This is a genomic window from Bacillus sp. 1021 (genome assembly GCF_014534735.1).
In the GTDB taxonomy this organism is placed as follows: Bacteria; Bacillota; Bacilli; order Bacillales; family Bacillaceae; genus Bacillus; species Bacillus siamensis.
The window spans coordinates 946,930-965,581 of sequence record NZ_JACVSR010000002.1; the positions used below are offsets into that span (position 1 = coordinate 946,930).

Sequence of the window (18,652 nt, forward strand, 5' to 3'; positions counted from 1 at the left end):
TTGGGGCTGAAGTTTTTTATGATCTGCGTTTATCATCGCGATCCGACAGGAAAAGACAAATACAGAAACGAATATGGGAAAGGAAGAGAAAAAGAGAGGAGGCATTCATATGCTGAAACAATTGCAGATTCAAACAAACAGACGGGATGAAATGATCGACATCACACATGAAGCCGAAGCGTTTCTCCGCGAAACAGGCGTGAAAAACGGTTTGGCGCTCATATACTGTCCCCATACCACCGCCGGCATTACCATCAATGAAAATGCCGACCCAGATGTGAAAAGGGATATGCTCCGCAGGTTTGACGAAGTGTATCCGTGGGAGCACGAACTGGACCGGCATATGGAGGGAAATACGGCGGCACATATGAAGGCGAGTACAACGGGCGCATCCCAGCATGTCATCATAGAAGGCGGGCGCCTGATCCTCGGAACGTGGCAGGGCATTTATTTTTGCGAATTTGACGGTCCGCGAAACAGAACATGTTATATCAAAATCCACGCTGAAACGGAGGCAGCCGCAAATGAGTGAGTGGATGGACGCATTATCATTAACAAAGCCAGTCATTCAGGCTCCGATGGCCGGAGGGCTTGTCACGCCGCGCCTGGCTGCGGCGGTATCAAATGAAGGGGCGCTCGGAAGCCTCGCTTCAGGATACGTCAGCCCGCCGGCGCTTGAAAAACAGCTTATCGAGATGAAAGACCTGACCGGCTGCTCCTTTCAAGTGAATCTGTTCGTCCCGGAAGAAAGGCAGATGCCTGAGGAGGAACTGGTTGAACAATGGAAAGCGCGCATCCCGAGGGCAAAAGATGCCAAGCCGTTCTCCGATCTGAAAGAAGAGTGGAACGATTTTGAAGAAAAAGCGGAGCTTCTGATCCGTTACGGGGTCAAAGCGTGCTCATTCACCTTCGGCCTGCCGCCGGAAGAAACGGCGGAAAAGCTGAAGAAAAACGGCTGCTTCCTGTTCGGCACGGCGACAACGCCGGAGGAAGCGAAGGCTTTTGAAGAGCGGGGAATGGACGCCGTTATCCTACAAGGAATAGAAGCCGGGGGACATCGCGGATCGTTTCTGCCGGTTAAAGGAGAACCGGCTCTCGGTCTTATGGCGCTCATTCCGCAGGCTAAAGATGCGCTGAATATCCCGGTCATTGCGGCAGGCGGCATTTTTGACCGCCGCGGGGTGCAGGCAGCCCGATGTTTGGGTGCGGACGGCGTTCAAGTCGGCACGCCGTTTCTCCTTTGTGAAGAAAGCAGCGCTTCACCGGCATATCAAAAAGCCATTGCCGAATCAAAAGGAGCCGACACACGGCTGACCACCTTGTTTTCGGGAAAACAGGCGCGCGGAATCGTGAATCAGTTCATGAAAACATATGAAGCTGACGAGGGAAAAACGCTGCCTTATCCGCTGCATAATACGCTCACAAAGCCGATGCGCGGGCATGCGGCTCAATCAGGAGATGCGGAGTATATGTCTTTATGGGCGGGCCAGTCCGCCGCGAAGCTTGAAGGGCCGACAGATGTGAAAGCCGTTTTGGACCGCTTGTGCCGATCATAATCAAGATGCTGTGAGGTGATGGAAGATGAAGATTCTTCAAATGTCCTATAAAAAAAGAGGAAATATTGAATTTGTCTTTGAAGATTTTCCGCATTCCAAAGTCACCATGGCGCCGATTAAAGGGTATTACTTTGTCCGGGCCATTAAATGGAGCAGACGGGACAGAGCCGTCACCAGCCATGATTTAGAGAAGTTTGAATGGGCGGCAAATCAAGCGCTCGGCACGACGGCTTTTTACCGAAAAAGAAAAGCATTTCACATCCCATCGTCACATTGACAGACGATGGGATTGTTTTAATGCATCATCCGATATAGCGCGGGCGCATCAAGCCTTGTCGCCTGAGAAAGCAGATAAGCCGACTGCACGGCATCTCTTTTTCTTAAAGAATTCAATTTCTGGATAATCTGTTCAGCGGTCAGAATCCCGAGACCGTGGGCGAAATATTGGTCATTCCCCATCACAATGACATTTTCTCCCCGCCACTGGGCCTTTGCAGGATTAAAATCAGGGTTTTTAAAATATAAACAATCTCCCCTTAAAAAGTGGCTGCCGGTTTCCGTGTAGATCGGCAGATGCTCATAGTGCCAGTCATACAAAGTAATATCCCGGAAAAGGCGGTCAAACCGTTCTTCACCAATGGTCTTTAAAACGGCCAGATAATAAATCACGACAATGGCCGTCGCGCATTCAAATGCATAAAACGCCCCGTTTTCAACAATATCCCGAATCGCTTTTGAAGCGGGAATTCTGTACTTCAGCTCCAGGGCTCCTTCCGGCGTCAGTCTCCAATAAGCCGTATTTCCGTATGTTTTGGCGAAAGTTGCAAATTTTGCACCTGATCCGTGCAGTTCCCTTGCGGCTTCCACAATATGGCGCCGCACCCGGGCTTCAAACATCAGTTCAGCAATCGATCCGTAATCAAATTGTACGGGAGAATGGGTCAGTTCATTTAGATACGGAACAAGGCTTTCTTCCGTCTGCCAGTTCGCAATGTCCTGGGGCCGAAGCACTTGGCCGGAAATGATAATCATCTGCGCGCCCCCCCTATCTTTTTTTATAAGATATGCAGGAAGCTTGGGAAATGAAAATCAAGTCATAAAAAAGGAGGAAATGTTAACAAAATGTGAAGTCTGAGCCGATATATAAGGTATCACACATGAGGGAGCAGCTTAATATGAAAAAATTCATCAATTGGTGCACAAAGGCATCGATTTCACGTAAATTAATCATTTCATTTATCGTGATCTTAATCATACCGATTCTCGTGTTAGAATTCAGTTCATACCATACGGCGAGCAATTCGCTGGATGATCAGATTTCAGGCAACGCGAAAAACAACATCGAATCTTTTAACACAACCATTACAAATGATATCGGCGCAAAAGCAAAGGCGATTGAATTTTTCAGTGAAACCTTAAAAGGGTCATCATTCTCAAAGAAAAATATGTCCGCTCTTGAAGAAAAGTTCGGGCAATACACGTCTATTCATAAGGACGTAGCCCGTATTTACGGAGGAACGGAAGACGGCAGCTACACACAGGCGCCGAAGGAAAATATTTCGGCTGATTACGATCCGAGAACACGCACATGGTATAAAGACGCTGTAAAGGCCGGCGGCACGCTCGTTGTCACCGATCCTTACACTGCGGCAAGCGACGGCAGCATGGTCGTCACCGTGGCAAAGCAGATGCAGGACGGAACAGGCGTAGTGGCCATGGATATTACGATTGACCAGCTGCTGAAACAAATGCAGGGAATCAAAATCGGGCAAAAAGGCTTCGTGTTTATCACATCTAAAAATAAAACTTATGTCGCGCATAAAGACCACAAACCGGGCGATAAAGTCTCAACCCCGTGGCTGAACGAGGTATACAGCAAAGACAGCGGGATTATTTCATACAAGCTTGATGATGAAAATAAAAAAATGGCATTTACGACAAATAAACTGACCGGGTGGAAAATAGAGGGTAGTATGGAGCTCAACGAAATTAAAGACGCCTCACAACCGGTGCTGACGATGGGAATGATCGTCCTTGCAGCATCCATTATCATCGGGGGAATTTTAATTCTGTTTATTGTCAGATCCATCACATCACCGCTGAAACGTCTTGTCCGCTCGTCTAAACAAATCAGCGGCGGAGACCTGACTGAAACCATTGAGATCCGCTCGAAAGATGAACTGGGCGAACTGGGCGCAAGCTTTAATGAAATGGGAGAATCTCTGCGCGGACTGATCAGCGCGATCCAAAGCTCGGTCGACAACGTGGCTGCGTCATCAGAAGAGCTGACTGCTTCAGCTTCGCAGACAAGCAAAGCGACAGAGCATATTACGATGGCGATTGAGCAGTTTTCAAACGGGAACGAAGAGCAGAGTGAAAAAGTCGATTCAAGCTCAGCCAAGCTGAATCATATAAATGACGGGCTCGCCGCCGTTTCCCGCACATCATCATCCATTACGGAAGCATCTAAACAATCGAAAGAAGCTGCCGGCACCGGGGAAGAATATGTGCAGCAAACCGTCGGGCAGATGAATCTCATCAATCAATCCGTCCAGCAGGCGGAAGCTGTTGTAAAAGGCCTTGAGGCCAAATCAAAAGACATCGCTCATATTTTAAGAGTCATCAACGGCATTGCCGATCAGACAAACCTGCTTGCATTAAATGCAGCCATTGAAGCGGCAAGAGCCGGTGAATACGGGCGGGGCTTCTCAGTAGTAGCGGAAGAAGTGAGAAAGCTTGCCGTCCAATCCGCCGGTTCTGCAAAAGAGATTGAAAAACTCATTCAGGAAATCACGTCTGAAATTAATACGTCGCTTCACATGTTTACATCCGTTAATGAAGAAGTGCAATCAGGACTTGCGGTGACGGACCGAACAAAAGAAAGCTTCCAGAATATCTTCGGCATGACAAACGACATCGCCGAGAAGCTGCAATCCATGAACGGCACGGTTGAACAGCTGTCAGACAGCTCTCAGCACGTCTCAGCCGCGGTAACCGATATTGCGGACGTTTCACGGGAAAGCGCAGCAAGCATTCAGGATATTGCCGCATCCGCAGAAGAACAGCTTGCATCTATGGAAGAAATCAGCACATCCGCCGACACTTTGGCGCAAATGGCCGAAGAACTGCGGGAATTAACAAAACAATTTAAAATCAACTAGTAAAAAAGGACGCTTTCCGGATGGAAGGCGTCTTTTTTTATGGCTTCATCGAGAAAATTAAATAAAAAGTCTTACTTGTAAAAAGAGCATATAGAACTATTTTTCATTTATTACTAAATTTTCAATGTAATAAAAAGGGAGATTGCCGATATAAACAGTAAATGATTGAAAGAGGTTTACAAAATTGAAAAAAACAGCAAAAAACATCGCAAAAAAATCAATAGCCAGAAAACTCATCATTTCATTTTTACTGATCTTAATCATTCCGGTAGCAGTGCTGGCTGCCAGCGCCTATCGTTCGGCTGCCTCATCCGTTGAAAATCAAATGATGGAAAGCGCCGAAGGGAATGTGCAAATCTTAAACAATATGATTGATGACCGGATCGGGACGTTTACAAAAAGCTCAGCATATTTCAGCGAATGGGCGACAAGCGCAAAATTTAAAGAAAAAAACCAAACGGAAATGAAAGACAGATTCAAGCAGTTCATAGAAAGCAATGATAAAGCTGCCGCCGTATTTTCAAGCAGCAAGGATGGCACGTTTACACGTTATCCTCATGCCGATATGCCGGCCGATTTCAATCCGCTTGAGAGAAACTGGTACCAAGAAGCCATGGAGAATAAAGGCCAAACCATCATCACGGACCCTTACCAGTCCATTTCAAACAAAAAGATGGTCGTCACCATGGCCCGTGCGGCTCAGGACGGCTCAGGGGTCGTCGCCATTGATATTAAAATCGACGATCTCATTACGATGACAAAAGAAGTCAATATCGGAAAAGAAGGATACGCCTTTATCCTCAGCAAAAATAAAAAAGCCGTTGCCTACAGCAATGAAAAATCCGGCGCGGCGGTATCGGGAAAATGGGTTGATACATTATACAGCGGGGAAAAAGGTGATTTTGAATATACGATGAACGGAAAAGCGAAAAAAATGGCGTATGTCACCAATGAGGCGACAGGCTGGAAAATCAGCGGAACCATGTCCGTTGATGAAATCAAGGACGCGGCAAGACCGGTTTTGATCACAGCCATTATCATTTTGGCCATAGCGGTTGCCGCAGGAATGGTCTTCATTTATTTTGTCATCCGCTCTATTACAAAACCGTTAAAACGTCTCGCAGCGTCAGCGGAAAAAATCAGAAGCGGAGATCTGACGGAAACCGTTGATGTCAGCTCTCAAGATGAGCTTGGCGTGCTCAGTAAAAGTTTTAATCATATGACAGATTCACTCCGGACGCTTATTCAGGGAATTCAGGACTCTGTTGAACATGTCGCTTCCTCCTCAGAGGAGCTGACGGCTTCCGCCGAGCAGACGAGCAAAGCAACGGAACATATCACCCTTGCGATTGAACAGTTTTCTAATGGCACGGAAGACCAAAGTGAGAGCATTGAAAAAGCGACAGCCCAAGTGAATGACATGAAAGACGGGCTCAGCGATCTGGCGGAAGCGGCAGCCGTTGTAACGGAGACTTCTATTGAATCGGCGGAGATATCCGGTGCCGGAGAGCGGCTTGTTAAGAAAACAGCAGGCCAGATGGACACCATTGACCAATCCGTAAGTAAAGCGGAACAAGTCGTAAAAGGGCTTGAGCACAAATCGCAGGACATCACCAGCATTTTGCGCGTCATTAACGGCATAGCCGATCAAACGAATCTTCTCGCTTTAAACGCAGCCATTGAAGCGGCAAGAGCGGGAGAATACGGACGCGGTTTTTCAGTCGTTGCCGAAGAAGTGAGAAAGCTTGCCGTCCAATCAGCCGATTCAGCAAAAGAAATCGAAACCTTAATCCATGAAATCGTTAAAGAAATCCATACATCGCTCGGAATGCTGGAATCCGTCAATCACGAGGTGAAAAGCGGACTTCAGCTGACGGACGAAACGGAAAAAAGCTTCCGGGACATTTCCGTCAAAACAAATCAGATTGCCGGTGAACTGCAAAATATGAATGCAACCGTAGAACAGCTCTCCGCCGGATCTCAGGAAGTATCGAACGCTTCAGAGGATATCGCGGCTGTCTCCAGACAAAGCGCGGCCGGCATTCAGGACATTGCGGCTTCTGCTGAAGAGCAGCTCGCCTCTATGGAAGAGATCAGCTCATCCGCCGTCACGCTGGAAAAAATGGCGGAAGAATTACGCGAGCTGACAAAACGCTTTAAAATAAGTTTTTAATTAAGTCTAAAAGACTACTTTTGTAATAGGTAAAAAGTATGTTTTGTTATATTTCTTCTTTTTGGATATGTATATTTACCCATAATCGCCGATATGAAGGGTAAACACGTAAGAGGAGATATAGCAGATGAAAAAAATCATGCAAATCATCAAGCAGAGATCGCTTACAAGAAAACTGCTCATTTCTTTTTTGGCCATTCTTATTCTGCCGATTTCAACGCTGGCTTTTATCGCATATCAATCGGCGGTAAGCACGCTTGACAAGCAGATGATGGGAAGCGCATTAGATAATGTGCAGCAGATTAATGATATGATCAATACCAGCATCAGCCAGAAGGAAGACGGAACGGCATATTTCAGCGATTGGCTCACCAAGGATCGGTACAAGCCGAAAAACCAATCGCAAATTACCGATAAATTCACAGAGTATATGAAAATCAATAAAGATGTGGAATCCATCTATACGAGTGACACGGAAGGCCATTTCACACGGTATCCCGATCTGCAGATGCCTAAAGGATATAATCCGCTTGAAAGGGACTGGTATAAAAAAGCCGTGGAAAACAAGGGGAAAGTTGTTGTAACAGATCCTTACCGCACGGCTTCCACCAATACGATGGTCGTGACGATCGTCCAGCAGACGAAAGACGGCTCAGGGGTCGTCGCCATCAATATGAAAATCGAAGAACTTCTGAAAACGACAAAGAAAGTAAAACTCGGAAAATCCGGCTATGCTTTCATCCTGACGAAAGACAAAAAAGTGGTCGCCCACCCGAACCGCACGTCAGGCACAGCATTAGACGGAGATTGGGCTGAACAGCTGTACGGCAGCAAAAAAGGTGATTTTCAGTACAAATACGACGGCCAGGAAAAGAAAATGGCTTATGATACGAACGAGCTGACAGGCTGGAAAATCAGCGGAACGATGTATCTGGACGAAATTCATGAAGCGGCGCTGCCGATCCTTCATCTGTCCCTGCTCGTTCTGGTGTTAGCAATTGTCATCGGAACCATCGTCATGGTGCTGATTATCCGTTCAATCACAAAACCGCTCAAGCAGCTTGTGACATCATCGAAACAGATCAGTGAAGGCGATTTAACCGAAACGATCGAGATTCAGTCAAAAGACGAATTAGGAGAGCTTGGCAAAAGCTTTAACAATATGGCAGCTTCACTCAGGTCTCTCATCCATGCCATTCAGGATTCCGTGAATAACGTCGCGTCTTCCTCAGAGGAGCTGACGGCTTCAGCGGAGCAGACAAGCAGGGCAACCGAACATATCACACTGGCAATCGAACAATTTTCTAACGGAAATGAAAGCCAGAGTGAAAAAATTGAAAGCGCCGCGGAACATATTTACCAAATGAACAGCGGGCTCAAAGATATGGCGAAAGCATCTGCTGTCATTACCGAATCCTCTGTCACATCAGCGGAAGTCGCCAATTCAGGCGGAAAGCTCGTTCATCAGACAGTCGGTCAAATGAACGTCATTGACCGGTCAGTGAAAGAAGCTGAACAAGTGGTGCGCGGGCTTGAAACAAAATCAAAAGACATTACAAACATTCTCCGTGTCATTAACGGAATCGCCGATCAGACAAATCTGCTTGCGCTGAACGCGGCAATTGAAGCCGCGCGTGCCGGTGAATACGGCCGGGGCTTCTCCGTCGTCGCAGAAGAAGTGAGAAAACTTGCGGTGCAGTCTGCTGATTCAGCGAAAGAAATCGAAAGCTTAATTATAGAAATCGTCAACGAAATCAATACATCTCTCGGCATGTTCCAATCCGTCAACAAAGAGGTGGAGAGCGGGCTGGATATTACGAATCAGACCGAAACGAGCTTCAGGCGGATTTCGGAAATGACGAACCAGATCGCCGGAGAAATTCAAAACATGAATGCCACGGTAGAACAGCTGACAGCCGGTTCGCAGCAGATTTCAGGTGCTTCCGAGCAAATCGCGTCCATCGCAAAAGAAAGTTCAGCCAGCATTCAGGATATCGCGGCATCCGCCGAAGAACAGCTGGCTTCCATGGAAGAAATCAGTTCGTCTTCAGAAACGTTATCCCAGATGGCGGAAGAATTACGTGATATGACGAAACAATTTAAAATAGAATAATAGTCCATAGAACACCCAAATGTGCTGTTTGGGTGTTTTTTTTAGTTTTTTTAATAAATCTTTTGTCCTAGCTGTCGATAATAGATTTAGCTTTTCAAAGAAGGAGACTGAAAAAATGAAACAACTGATACATTGGATCAAACAGCCATCCATCAGCAAGCCGCTTATCGCGGCATTTTTAGCCGTATTGGTGCTTCCGGTCGGCATACTTGCCTATTTCAGCTACCAAACGGCAGGAAGTACATTAGAAAACGAACTGACCCACAGCGCGCAAGGAAATGTCAGCGAACTGAACAGCGTGCTGGAAAACATGCTCGAAGGCAAGCTGAAAGGACTTGACTATTACAGTGAATTAATCACAAAGGACAAAATGAACAAAAAAAATAAATCCGACCTGCTTGAAAATATGAAGCAGTATGTCACCGTAAATGACGATGTCACATCAATTTATGCCGCGTCCGCCGACAAAGCGTTTGTGACATATCCGTCCGCTGACGTGCCGTCCGATTTCAATCCGCTCACACGCGAGTGGTATACAAAAGCGGTTGAAAAAAGCGGACAGCCGGTGTTTACCGAGCCTTATAAGGACGCTGCAACCGGACAAACGGTCGTTACGATTGCCCAGCAGACAAAAGACGGCTCAGGCGTTGTAGCGCTGGATATTAAACTGGGCGACCTTTTGAACGCTTCCGAACGCGTACAGATCGGTCATAAAGGATTTGCTTTCATTACAACGGGAGATAAAAAATACATCGCCCATCCGACCATCAAAGCGGGAACGGAAGGCTCCGGAGACTGGACGAAAGAAGTATTTTCGAAATCAAGCGGATCGTTTGAATACATGTTTGAAGGACAGCAAAAGAAAATGGCCTTCACGACAAATAAACTGACGGGCTGGAAAATCGCCGGCACATTCTTTGTCAGTGAGATACATGACGCAGCCGCGCCTGTCATGAAAATGGCGCTGATCATTCTTGCGATTTCTCTTATCGTCGGCGGGATTTTAATCTTCTTTATCATTCGCTCGATTTCAAAACCGCTCAAAAAACTTGTCTCGACATCAGCTAAAATCAGCGACGGCGATTTAACCGAAGTGATTAACATCAGGTCGAAAAATGAATTCGGTCAGCTCAGCCAAAGCTTCAATGAGATGTCGGCATCACTCCGGTCTGTCATCGGCGTCATTCAATCATCCGTCGAACATGTCGCTTCTTCATCCGAAGAGCTGACGGCATCTGCCGGTCAGACAAGCAAGGCAACCGAGCATATCACACTGGCGATTGAACAATTCTCAAACGGAAACGAATCACAAAGCGAGAAATTGGAAGAAAGTGCTGATCACCTGTCCCAAATGAATACGGGCATTGCCGAGACGGCGAATGTATCGGCGGAAATCACCGAATCGGCCATTCAAACCTCTGATACGGCGGGAAGCGGAGAAAAATTAGTGGCGAAAACGGTCGGCCAGATGAAAACAATTGATCGTTCCGTACAGCAGGCGGAAGCCGTCGTAAAAGGACTGGAAACGAAGTCGCACGACATTAAGAGCATTCTGAACGTCATTAACGGCATTGCCGATCAAACAAACCTGCTTGCTCTAAACGCGGCTATCGAAGCAGCCAGAGCCGGCGAATACGGACGCGGTTTCTCCGTCGTTGCGGAAGAAGTGAGAAAGCTTGCTGTCCAATCAGCCGACTCCGCCAAAGAAATCGAAACGCTGATTCAGGAAATCGTCAAAGAAATCGCCACATCGCTTTCTGTATTCCAAGCGGTGAATCAAGACGTGAAAGAAGGCCTTGATATTACGGACCAAACGGCCGAAAGCTTCAAAAAAATCTCGGAAATGACGACTCAGATTTCAGGCGCTTTGCAGCATATGAACGGAACGCTTGAGCAGCTTGCGGCCGGGTCGCAAAACGTGACAAACGCGGTGGAGCACATTACCTCAGTCGCCAAAGAAGGGTCCGCCGGCATTCAAGACATCGCCGCGTCAGCCGAAGAGCAGCTGGCTTCCATGGAAGAAATCAGTTCCTCTGCTGAAACGCTTGCGCACATGGCCGAAGAACTGCAGCAGGTCACACGGAAATTTACGATTCAGTCTGAAGACGAAGAACAGCTGTAACGAGCTGTTTCTTTTCCTCAGCTGAAAAAAGCGATACACTTGAAAAAAAGAAGGGAGTGGCAGTGATGAGATTAGAAGGCAAGAAAGTCATAGCGCTTGTCAGTGACGACTTTGAAGACTTAGAGCTTTGGTATCCCGTCTACCGGATGAGGGAGGAAGGCGCGATTGTCCATTTAATAGGAGAAGAAGCCGGCCGTTCATACAAAGGAAAATACGGCGTGCCCGCGACGGCGGATTACGATTTTAAGAGCCTGATTATTCAGGAGTATGATGCCGTGCTCGTGCCTGGCGGCTGGGCTCCTGACAAACTGAGAAGATATCCGGAAGTTTTGGACATCATCCGTACGATGAACGAGCAGAAAAAGCCGATCGGCCAGATCTGCCACGCTGGCTGGGTGCTCATATCTGCCGGAATTCTCGCAGGAAAAAAAGTAACGAGCACGCCCGGCATCAAAGACGACATGACAAATGCCGGGGCACAGTGGCTGGATGAAGCTGTCGTAACTGACGGCCACATTGTATCAAGCCGCCGCCCGCCCGACCTTCCGCAGTATGCAAAAGCGTTCGCTGACTTGTTAGCGTCCAAATAAAAAACATCCGCCCGAAACCCGGGCGGATGTTTTTAGTTTTGATCGGCGGGAAAGACAATTCCGATTTGTTTTCTCGCTTCTTCCATAATGCTTGCCGTAATGAAAGAACGTTCAAAGGTATTTTCGGAAGACTCCTGCTGTCCGTTCCGAAGAAGGCTGATGAATTCAGCCGTTTCATAATACATCGCCGGTTTCAGATCAGGAACGGAAATGTCCTCCATCCGTCCGTCACGATAGCGGATTTCCGCCCGCTCCGGCCCGTGAATGCTGTCCAGCACGATTGTACCGTTTTCACCCTGGATTTCCGCCGGGGCAAACGAATTTGATATTTTTGAATGCATCAGTACCGCTTCAAACCCGTCGTATGACAAAATAACCGTGCCCTCGCCGTCAACGCCGGATGCTAGTTTGTGACCGGTCGCAATGACGTTTTTCGGTTTGCCGAACAGGACGACGGCCGGATAAATGCAGTATACGCCGATGTCCATTAACGAACCGTTCGATAATTCAGGCTTAAACGCATTAAGCACCGTTCCGTTTTTATATGCATCATATCGTGATGAATATTGGCAGTAGCTTGCCGTGAATCTCCTGATCGGTCCGATTTTATGTAAGTGGTGTTGAAGCATGCTGAAGTTCGGCAAAAACGTCGTTTTCATGGCTTCCATCAAGAGAACGCCGTTTGATTTGGCTGCGTGAATCATGTCTTCCGTTTCCCTTGTGTTAGACGCAAACGGTTTCTCGCACAGTACATGCTTGCCGTGTTCCATAAAAAGGATCGCCTGCTCTTTGTGAAATGCATTCGGGCTGGCGAGATACACCGCATCATAGGCTTCGCTTTCCGCCATTTCTCTCAGGCTGGTGAAATAATGAGCAGCGCCGTGTTTGCCGGCGAATTCCGCCGCGCGTTCCTCAGTTCTGGAATAAACCGCCGTTAATTGAAAATCATCAATAGCAGAAGCCGCCTCTAGAAATCGTTCTGTAATCCAATTCGTTCCGACTGTTGCAAATCGAATCATTGCTATCGCTCCTTCTATGTATTGGCTTACATTATAGCTTTTTTTCAAGGAAACATAAATGGAAAAAAGACTGTCCGCCAAAAGTATAGGAAAAATTCCCATAGAGACCGGTTATTATTTTTCATTACAGGAACGATAGTGTACAATTTAAGTAAAATACATATGATGGAGGAACAATAGTGGAAACATTGCAAACATGGGGCGGCAGATTTAAACAGTTTTTCTTAGACAATAAATTTGTCTTGTTTTTGCTTGTATTGCTGCTCATCGGTCTCAATATCCTTGTCTTTATGAAGACATCTTTTATTTTCACACCCATTATCGTCCTGCTCAAAACGATTGCGCTCCCCGTTATTTTGACAGGAATTGTTTATTATCTGCTTAATCCGATTGTAGATATATTGGAAAAAATAAGAGTGAAAAGAGTCTATTCCATCCTGCTCCTTTACCTCGTTATTATAGGGCTGATTACAATTACGATCGTTTCTATTATTCCGTTTTTAAAGGAACAGATCATGAGTTTGATCGACAATCTGCCGAAATATGTGGACATCGTTGAAGATCAGACGAAAAGCCTGATCGGAAGCGATTTTGTAAATCAGGCGCAAAAGACGATGAATATCAACATTTCCGATCTTGCCAATAAAGTATCGGCGCAGGCGGCGACAATTGCAAACAGCACATTTACCGGAGTCGGGAATTTTATCGGTGCGCTGACGGAAGTGATTATTTCGATTGTGACCGTGCCGTTTATTCTGTTCTATTTGCTGAAAGACGGCAAAAAACTGCCAATCTATATCTTGAAATTTGTGCCCACCCGTCTGAAAGAACAAACGTATACGATGCTGAGCGAAATGAACCACAGATTAAGCTCCTATATCAGAGGACAGGTCATCGTCAGCTTCTGCATCGGGTTTTTATTATTTATCGGCTATCTGATTATCGGACTTGATTATGCGTCACTGCTTGCGGTCATTGCCGCTTGTACGAGCGTTGTTCCGTATTTAGGGCCGACCATTGCCATCACGCCGGCGATTATTATCGCTTTGGTCACTTCGCCCCTTATGCTGCTGAAGCTTGCGATTGTATGGACCGTTGTCCAGCTCGTGGAAGGAAAATTAATTTCTCCGCAGATCATGGGGAAAAATCTTCACATTCACCCGATTACCATCATCTTTGTTCTTTTAACCGCCGGAAAGCTGTTCGGGGTTGTCGGCATTATTTTAGCCATCCCGGGCTACGCGGTCATCAAAGTGGTCACGACCCATCTGTTTGATTGGTTCAAAATGCGCTCGCATTTATATGAAGAAGAAAAAAATGATGAAGTATCGAAGTCATAAAATCGGAACCGACATGATATTTATTATAAGACAGGCTTTCCTTCAGAGGAGAGCTTCTCTTTTGTAAATGATAAATGAAGGGAAGAATAGGATGACACTATGGGAGATGTTCACAGCAGCCGTTTTGGGAATCGTGGAAGGGCTGACGGAATACGCGCCGGTTTCTTCCACGGGACATATGATCATAGCGGATGACATCTGGCTGAAATCCGGAAGCCTGATGAATCCTGAAGCCGCCAATTCCTTCAAAGTGGTGATTCAGCTCGGTTCGATCCTGGCGGTGGCCATTGTGTTTAAGGATCGGATATTAAATTTACTCGGCCTCAAAAAAAACGTGACGCGCGACCAGCAGAAAGGATACAGGCTGACCATCGCGCAAATCGCTGTCGGTCTTGTTCCGGCCGCAGTGCTCGGCTTTTTATTTGAGGATTTCATTGACCGCTATCTATTCTCCGTCAGAACGGTCGCTTACGGACTAATTGCCGGAGCCGTGCTTATGCTGATTGCGGACTGGGTCAATAAAAGAAAAGATACGATCAATACGGTAGACAGAATCACCTACAAACAGGCTTTCTGTGTCGGTTTATTCCAATGTCTCGCCTTGTGGCCCGGCTTTTCCCGCTCAGGCTCAACGATTGCCGGAGGTGTCATTCTCGGCTTGAATCACCGGGCAGCCGCAGACTTTACATTTATCATGGCCATTCCGATTATGGCGGGTGCAAGCCTTCTGAAGCTGGTGAAATACTGGAGCAGTCTTTCTCCTGACATGATTCCGTTTTTTCTTGTCGGTTTTATCTGCGCCTTTGTCGTCGCTCTCTTAGTCGTCAAATTTTTTCTTCGGCTTATTAATCGGATTAAGCTTGTCCCGTTCGCCATTTACCGTGTCATCCTCGGCATCATTTTAATCATGCTCGTGCGATAAACGAAGAGGCCCCCGGAGGGTCTTTTCTATGTTTGAAAAACGTCTCGGAAAAATGTAAGCAAACTGAATTTTCGGCTTGAAATTCGAAGGAAACTCGTCTATAATAAAACATGACGTTACCGCACGGGGCCATAGCTCAGCTGGGAGAGCGCTACGCTGGCAGCGTAGAGGTCAGGGGTTCGAGCCCCCTTGGCTCCATACCTTTAAACCCTTATTCTACAAGGGTTTTTTTATTTGTCAGGAACAGAGCCAACAGCCCCAAAAAAGCCTCGCCTTCAAATTAAGATTGAATGGTTCAAAATATTGAGCTGTCTCATTTTCAAGTTTTTCGGTTACATGTCTTCGGCTTGCATGACCGGCGCATTTCGAATGGCGTTCATATTTTCACCGGCTTCTATAAGGAGAGTCTAGGTGGTTTTCCGAATTAGGGTACATTTATCTGGTTTTAATCTGTTTAGACAGGATAAGTCGAATATTGACAAAAAGGATTATGACCATAAACTAAAAGCAAGAGTCGAAAACCCCCAAGCTAATATACCGAACATCACAGAGAACCTAAGACAAGCTTCAAATTTTGTAAGCCCTCGCTCTCTTTTTGTTTTACCTAACTTCCAGTAAACAGCATAGCCGGAGAAGACCAAAATGATTACTCCGAGTCGTGTCATATTTTCTAAAAATTCTATACCATCCATTGATTTTCACCTCGTTTATTTATGAGAAAAAATAAAGTAGACTTGTAGAGAGTCTACTTATAAACCTATTTCAAAGTACACACTTTCATAGAGCTTAAATCATTTGAGTGATCAAGTAATGCTCATTTTAAAATGACACATCCTTAATCCTCCCAATTATATTCCCCATACATTAGTTTTATTATCGCAAACGGAATGGACGATTCCAACAGTTATGTGAAAATAAGTAATATGGCAGACCGTAAACAAATTGCGGTTTTTTTATCCAAACATAATTTGGAAATGTTAGAATATTATATAAAAGGAGGAGTGGCCTTGTGAGTTCTGTTTTACCATCATCGGAGGTAGGCGTTAAAATTAATGAATGGTACAAAATGATACGTCAGTTCAGTGTTCCGGATGCGGAAATTTTGAAAGCGGAAGTGGAGCAAGAAATAAATGAGATGGAAGAAGACGAGTATCTACTGATTTACTACACCCTCATGAAATTCCGCCATCAGCTCATGCTGGATTATTTAGAACCGGTGACTACCCGCGTGAGACCGACAATTGACGAGCTGCTGGAAAAAATCGAAGCATCAAATAAAGGAATTTCCGGACTGCTATGCTATTACTCTTTATTTTTCCGCGGCATGTATGAATTTGATCAAAAGCAGTATGTAAAGGCGATCGGTTTTTATAGAGAGGCTGAAAAACAACTTGTTCATGTGCATGATGAAATTGAGAGAGCGGAGTTTCATTTTAAATTGGCTGAAGCATATTACGGTATGAAACAAAGCCACGTCTCCATGCATCACGTAAAGCAAGCGCTCGATATTTACGATCAGTATGAGTTGTATAAAGTCCGGAAAATTCAATGTCTATTCGTCATATCGGGGAATTATGTTGACTTTAAACGCTTTGAAAAAAGTTTGCCGCATTTAGAAAAAGCTTTAGAGTTGTCGAAACAACTAAATAATAATGAAAGGCTGCTCAGTTCTGCTTATTACAACATAGGAAAGAATTACGGAGACCTAGAAGAATACAGTAAAGCTGAAATCTACTTAAAAAAAGCAGCGGAGATATCTGAAAAGTATAAATTGGGTAACCTCCCGCATTCCTTGTTTACATACGCAAAGCTTCTATTTAAACAAGGGAAAACAAATGAGGCGATTCAAATCAGCAAAAAGGGACTTTCATCAGCGATACATCACGGGGATAAGCTGTTTGAATCTCTGCAAAAATATTTGGATGCTTTATATATTAATGCAATAGACCAAATGCGAATCAAAAAAACAATTGATTACCTTGAGAAAAATAAAAACTATTCGTATGTGGAAGATATTGCTCTTGATACGGCTGCTGTTTATGCAGAGTCAAAACAATATGACAAATCTTATGTTTATCATCAAAAAATGATTCAAACGCAAAAACAAATTCAGAGGGGGGGATGCCTGTATGAATTTTAGAAAAGGCGTATTTATCATTGTATCGGCTGTCGTTTTAATGTCAGGGGTCGGTCTAACGGCCTCGGCTGTTTCATTTGATGGATCATATCAAGTTTCATCTGATCGTAATCAAACCTAAGAAGGAGAGTGCCTGTATGAATTTTAAAAAGAGCATCTTCATCGTCCTGGGCTGACATTGACTTTAGTATGTGGGATGGGTATGAACTCGGTAGAAAAACAAGCACAGGATACAATCAAAGTAGCTTCTGATCGTTTTCAAACTTGAACGTAAAAAGCCTTTTCTTCGGAAAAGGCTTTTTTAGTTTCTTCATTATAACGTATTCAAAACATCCACCTGGTTTTTCTTTTCAATTGTTCCATGGAGGGATTTTTCCCAAAGCGGGACATATAATAACTTTTCGTTCAAAATCAGTCATTTGATCATCCCCCAACTTCATAAGTCTCAACGGATAAAAAAGAATCAAATACAATAAGCCATGTATCCCCCTTTAAGTCCCTCACACGAAATCCTTCCGTAGGTGGTCCCGTAATGAACTGCGCAGATAACTTTGCGTATGTATCGGTCGCCATCAGCTCGAACGATAAATCTATGCTAATATTTAAAAAATATGGCACTCAATATTTATAAGTTCAATTTTCTTTTCAATTTATCAATTTAATGGAGGGAAAATAGAAAGGAGAGAAATGAGAAAGTATTTTTGGATCGTGTCGCTTATCATCCTTTTATTCACATTGTGCTTTCTGCCTCATATTCATTGGGCGCTTGGAATGCTAGGAATTGTCGCGGGGAGTATTCTGGCAATCAAATCGCCTAAAGGAATCGCAAAGAATATTTCTTTTGTTATCCTGGCACTTTGTTTACTTTTACTATTATTATTGATTGTGATGGGCGTTTTGATGGCAGGTCTAGTGGGGAATTAACTTTCATTTACAATCCTATTTGGGGACCAACTTGTTCATTTTTCGCCAAACAGAAGATTTTTTATCAGAAAGATTCGTCAGCAACCCCTATCATTTCCACACTGGCAGCGTAGAGATCAGGGGTGCGAGCCCCTTGGCTCCATACCTTTATAAGTTTTTAATCCTCTGCAGCAGCCTCTGTGTTCTGCTTCATTTTTAACAACTAAATGAAAGGAAAAAGAGGAAAATGAAAAAGAAAATCTATCTTCTACTAACTCTTTCAGCGGCAGTGGCACTTCTTTTAACAGCGCTCCCCGCTCTTTCTCCTGTCGTCTTCACGTCTGCTTCAGAAAAAGGAGCCATCAGGCATGACATTTATAAAAAAGGCTATCCGTATCAAAGCTACTTTGCGATTCTTCGAAAAGAAGAAAACAGCAATGAGGCCGGGAACCTTTATGATGTAAATTGGTTCGATTGGAAAGATGAAACCGGACAGACGCCGCACTTATGTTATTCGAAAAAATTGCCCGAAGGTGAGTACAAAGTAAGCTGCGGAACCGGACCGTAATGATTAAGAGCCCCTCTTTCATGAGGGGCTTTTTTTAATGCCGCTCCT

15 protein-coding genes, 1 tRNA gene and 3 pseudogenes are annotated in these 18,652 nt (G+C 45.2%); 16 read left to right on the plus strand and 3 right to left on the minus strand.

The features are described 5' to 3' along the window. Positions 1 to 109: 109 nt before the first annotated feature. Genes ICW23_RS11470 through ICW23_RS11480 form a run of 3 tightly spaced genes read left to right on the plus strand, consistent with a single transcriptional unit; the run spans position 110 to position 1,833 of the window. Complete coding sequence (locus ICW23_RS11470) at positions 110 to 532, plus strand: secondary thiamine-phosphate synthase enzyme YjbQ (RefSeq protein WP_095241426.1); 423 nt, start codon at positions 110 to 112, stop codon at positions 530 to 532. After that, the gene (locus tag ICW23_RS11475; RefSeq protein ID WP_188154523.1) at positions 525 to 1,556 is read left to right on the plus strand and encodes an NAD(P)H-dependent flavin oxidoreductase; all 1,032 of its coding nucleotides are present in this window, start codon (positions 525 to 527) and stop codon (positions 1,554 to 1,556) included. The genes ICW23_RS11470 and ICW23_RS11475 overlap by 8 nt, the downstream gene beginning before the upstream one ends. A gap of 25 nt (positions 1,557 to 1,581) precedes the next feature. After that, a complete protein-coding gene (locus tag ICW23_RS11480; protein ID WP_016938157.1) occupies positions 1,582 to 1,833 on the plus strand; it encodes a hypothetical protein in 252 nt (83 codons plus the stop codon). 17 nt (positions 1,834 to 1,850) lie between these two features. Here ICW23_RS11480 and ICW23_RS11485 read toward each other — a convergent pair whose 3' ends face one another. Next, a complete protein-coding gene (locus ICW23_RS11485) occupies positions 1,851 to 2,588 on the minus strand; it encodes a protein-glutamine gamma-glutamyltransferase (RefSeq protein WP_047477019.1) in 738 nt (245 codons plus the stop codon). A gap of 143 nt (positions 2,589 to 2,731) precedes the next feature. Here ICW23_RS11485 and ICW23_RS19245 point away from each other — a divergent pair. From ICW23_RS19245 to ICW23_RS11510, 8 genes and pseudogenes are all read left to right on the plus strand, one after another. Further along, a pseudogene (locus tag ICW23_RS19245) lies at positions 2,732 to 3,772 on the plus strand (cache domain-containing protein); the annotation flags it as partial. Between the two features lie 117 nt (positions 3,773 to 3,889). Beyond that, positions 3,890 to 4,717 carry a methyl-accepting chemotaxis protein gene (locus tag ICW23_RS19250; protein WP_395941064.1) on the plus strand — a complete coding sequence of 276 codons (828 nt, stop codon included), beginning with the start codon at positions 3,890 to 3,892 and terminating at the stop codon, positions 4,715 to 4,717. A 274-nt stretch (positions 4,718 to 4,991) separates the two neighbouring features. Beyond that, positions 4,992 to 5,942: pseudogene (locus ICW23_RS19255) on the plus strand (HAMP domain-containing protein); the annotation flags it as partial. Further along, complete coding sequence (locus ICW23_RS19260) at positions 5,937 to 6,890, plus strand: methyl-accepting chemotaxis protein (protein ID WP_395941065.1); 954 nt, start codon at positions 5,937 to 5,939, stop codon at positions 6,888 to 6,890. The pseudogene ICW23_RS19255 and the gene ICW23_RS19260, both read left to right, overlap by 6 nt. Before the next feature lie 127 nt (positions 6,891 to 7,017). Continuing rightward, entirely contained in the window at positions 7,018 to 9,003 is a 1,986-nt protein-coding gene (locus tag ICW23_RS11500; RefSeq protein WP_016938161.1) for a methyl-accepting chemotaxis protein, read from the plus strand. A gap of 115 nt (positions 9,004 to 9,118) precedes the next feature. Further along, a pseudogene (locus ICW23_RS19265) lies at positions 9,119 to 10,159 on the plus strand (cache domain-containing protein); the annotation flags it as partial. Continuing rightward, entirely contained in the window at positions 10,154 to 11,125 is a 972-nt protein-coding gene (locus ICW23_RS19270; protein WP_395941067.1) for a methyl-accepting chemotaxis protein, read from the plus strand. The pseudogene ICW23_RS19265 and the gene ICW23_RS19270, both read left to right, overlap by 6 nt. Before the next feature lie 65 nt (positions 11,126 to 11,190). Further along, a complete protein-coding gene (locus ICW23_RS11510) occupies positions 11,191 to 11,715 on the plus strand; it encodes a type 1 glutamine amidotransferase domain-containing protein (RefSeq protein WP_016938163.1) in 525 nt (174 codons plus the stop codon). 32 nt (positions 11,716 to 11,747) lie between these two features. On the opposite strand, the gene ICW23_RS11515 is transcribed toward ICW23_RS11510, so the two are convergent. Continuing rightward, on the minus strand, positions 11,748 to 12,734 hold the full coding sequence (locus ICW23_RS11515; protein WP_045925820.1) for a Gfo/Idh/MocA family protein: 987 nt from the start codon (positions 12,732 to 12,734) through the stop codon (positions 11,748 to 11,750). A gap of 179 nt (positions 12,735 to 12,913) precedes the next feature. On the opposite strand from ICW23_RS11515, the gene ICW23_RS11520 reads away from it, so the two are divergent. The 3 genes from ICW23_RS11520 (at position 12,914) to ICW23_RS11530 (ending at position 15,194) form a co-directional block, all read left to right on the plus strand. Further along, complete coding sequence (locus tag ICW23_RS11520) at positions 12,914 to 14,074, plus strand: AI-2E family transporter (protein ID WP_016938165.1); 1,161 nt, start codon at positions 12,914 to 12,916, stop codon at positions 14,072 to 14,074. Between the two features lie 91 nt (positions 14,075 to 14,165). Continuing rightward, positions 14,166 to 14,996 (plus strand): undecaprenyl-diphosphate phosphatase, encoded by an 831-nt coding sequence (locus tag ICW23_RS11525; RefSeq protein WP_045925819.1) that lies wholly within the window; start codon positions 14,166 to 14,168, stop codon positions 14,994 to 14,996. Between the two features lie 125 nt (positions 14,997 to 15,121). Next, positions 15,122 to 15,194: transfer RNA gene (locus ICW23_RS11530), tRNA-Ala, on the plus strand. Positions 15,195 to 15,484: 290 nt separating this feature from the next. Here the strand turns inward: ICW23_RS11530 and ICW23_RS11535 are convergent. Beyond that, a complete protein-coding gene (locus ICW23_RS11535; RefSeq protein WP_016938167.1) occupies positions 15,485 to 15,688 on the minus strand; it encodes a hypothetical protein in 204 nt (67 codons plus the stop codon). A gap of 317 nt (positions 15,689 to 16,005) precedes the next feature. Between ICW23_RS11535 and ICW23_RS11540 the strand changes: the two genes are divergently transcribed. Together ICW23_RS11540 and ICW23_RS11545 are read left to right on the plus strand one after the other, a co-directional pair. Beyond that, positions 16,006 to 17,136, plus strand: a complete 1,131-nt coding sequence (locus ICW23_RS11540; RefSeq protein ID WP_016938168.1) for a Rap family tetratricopeptide repeat protein — start codon at positions 16,006 to 16,008, stop codon at positions 17,134 to 17,136. A 1,147-nt stretch (positions 17,137 to 18,283) separates the two neighbouring features. Beyond that, positions 18,284 to 18,604: a hypothetical protein gene (locus ICW23_RS11545; RefSeq protein WP_016938171.1), complete on the plus strand. Its 321-nt coding sequence runs from the start codon at positions 18,284 to 18,286 to the stop codon at positions 18,602 to 18,604. Positions 18,605 to 18,652: the final 48 nt, after the last annotated feature.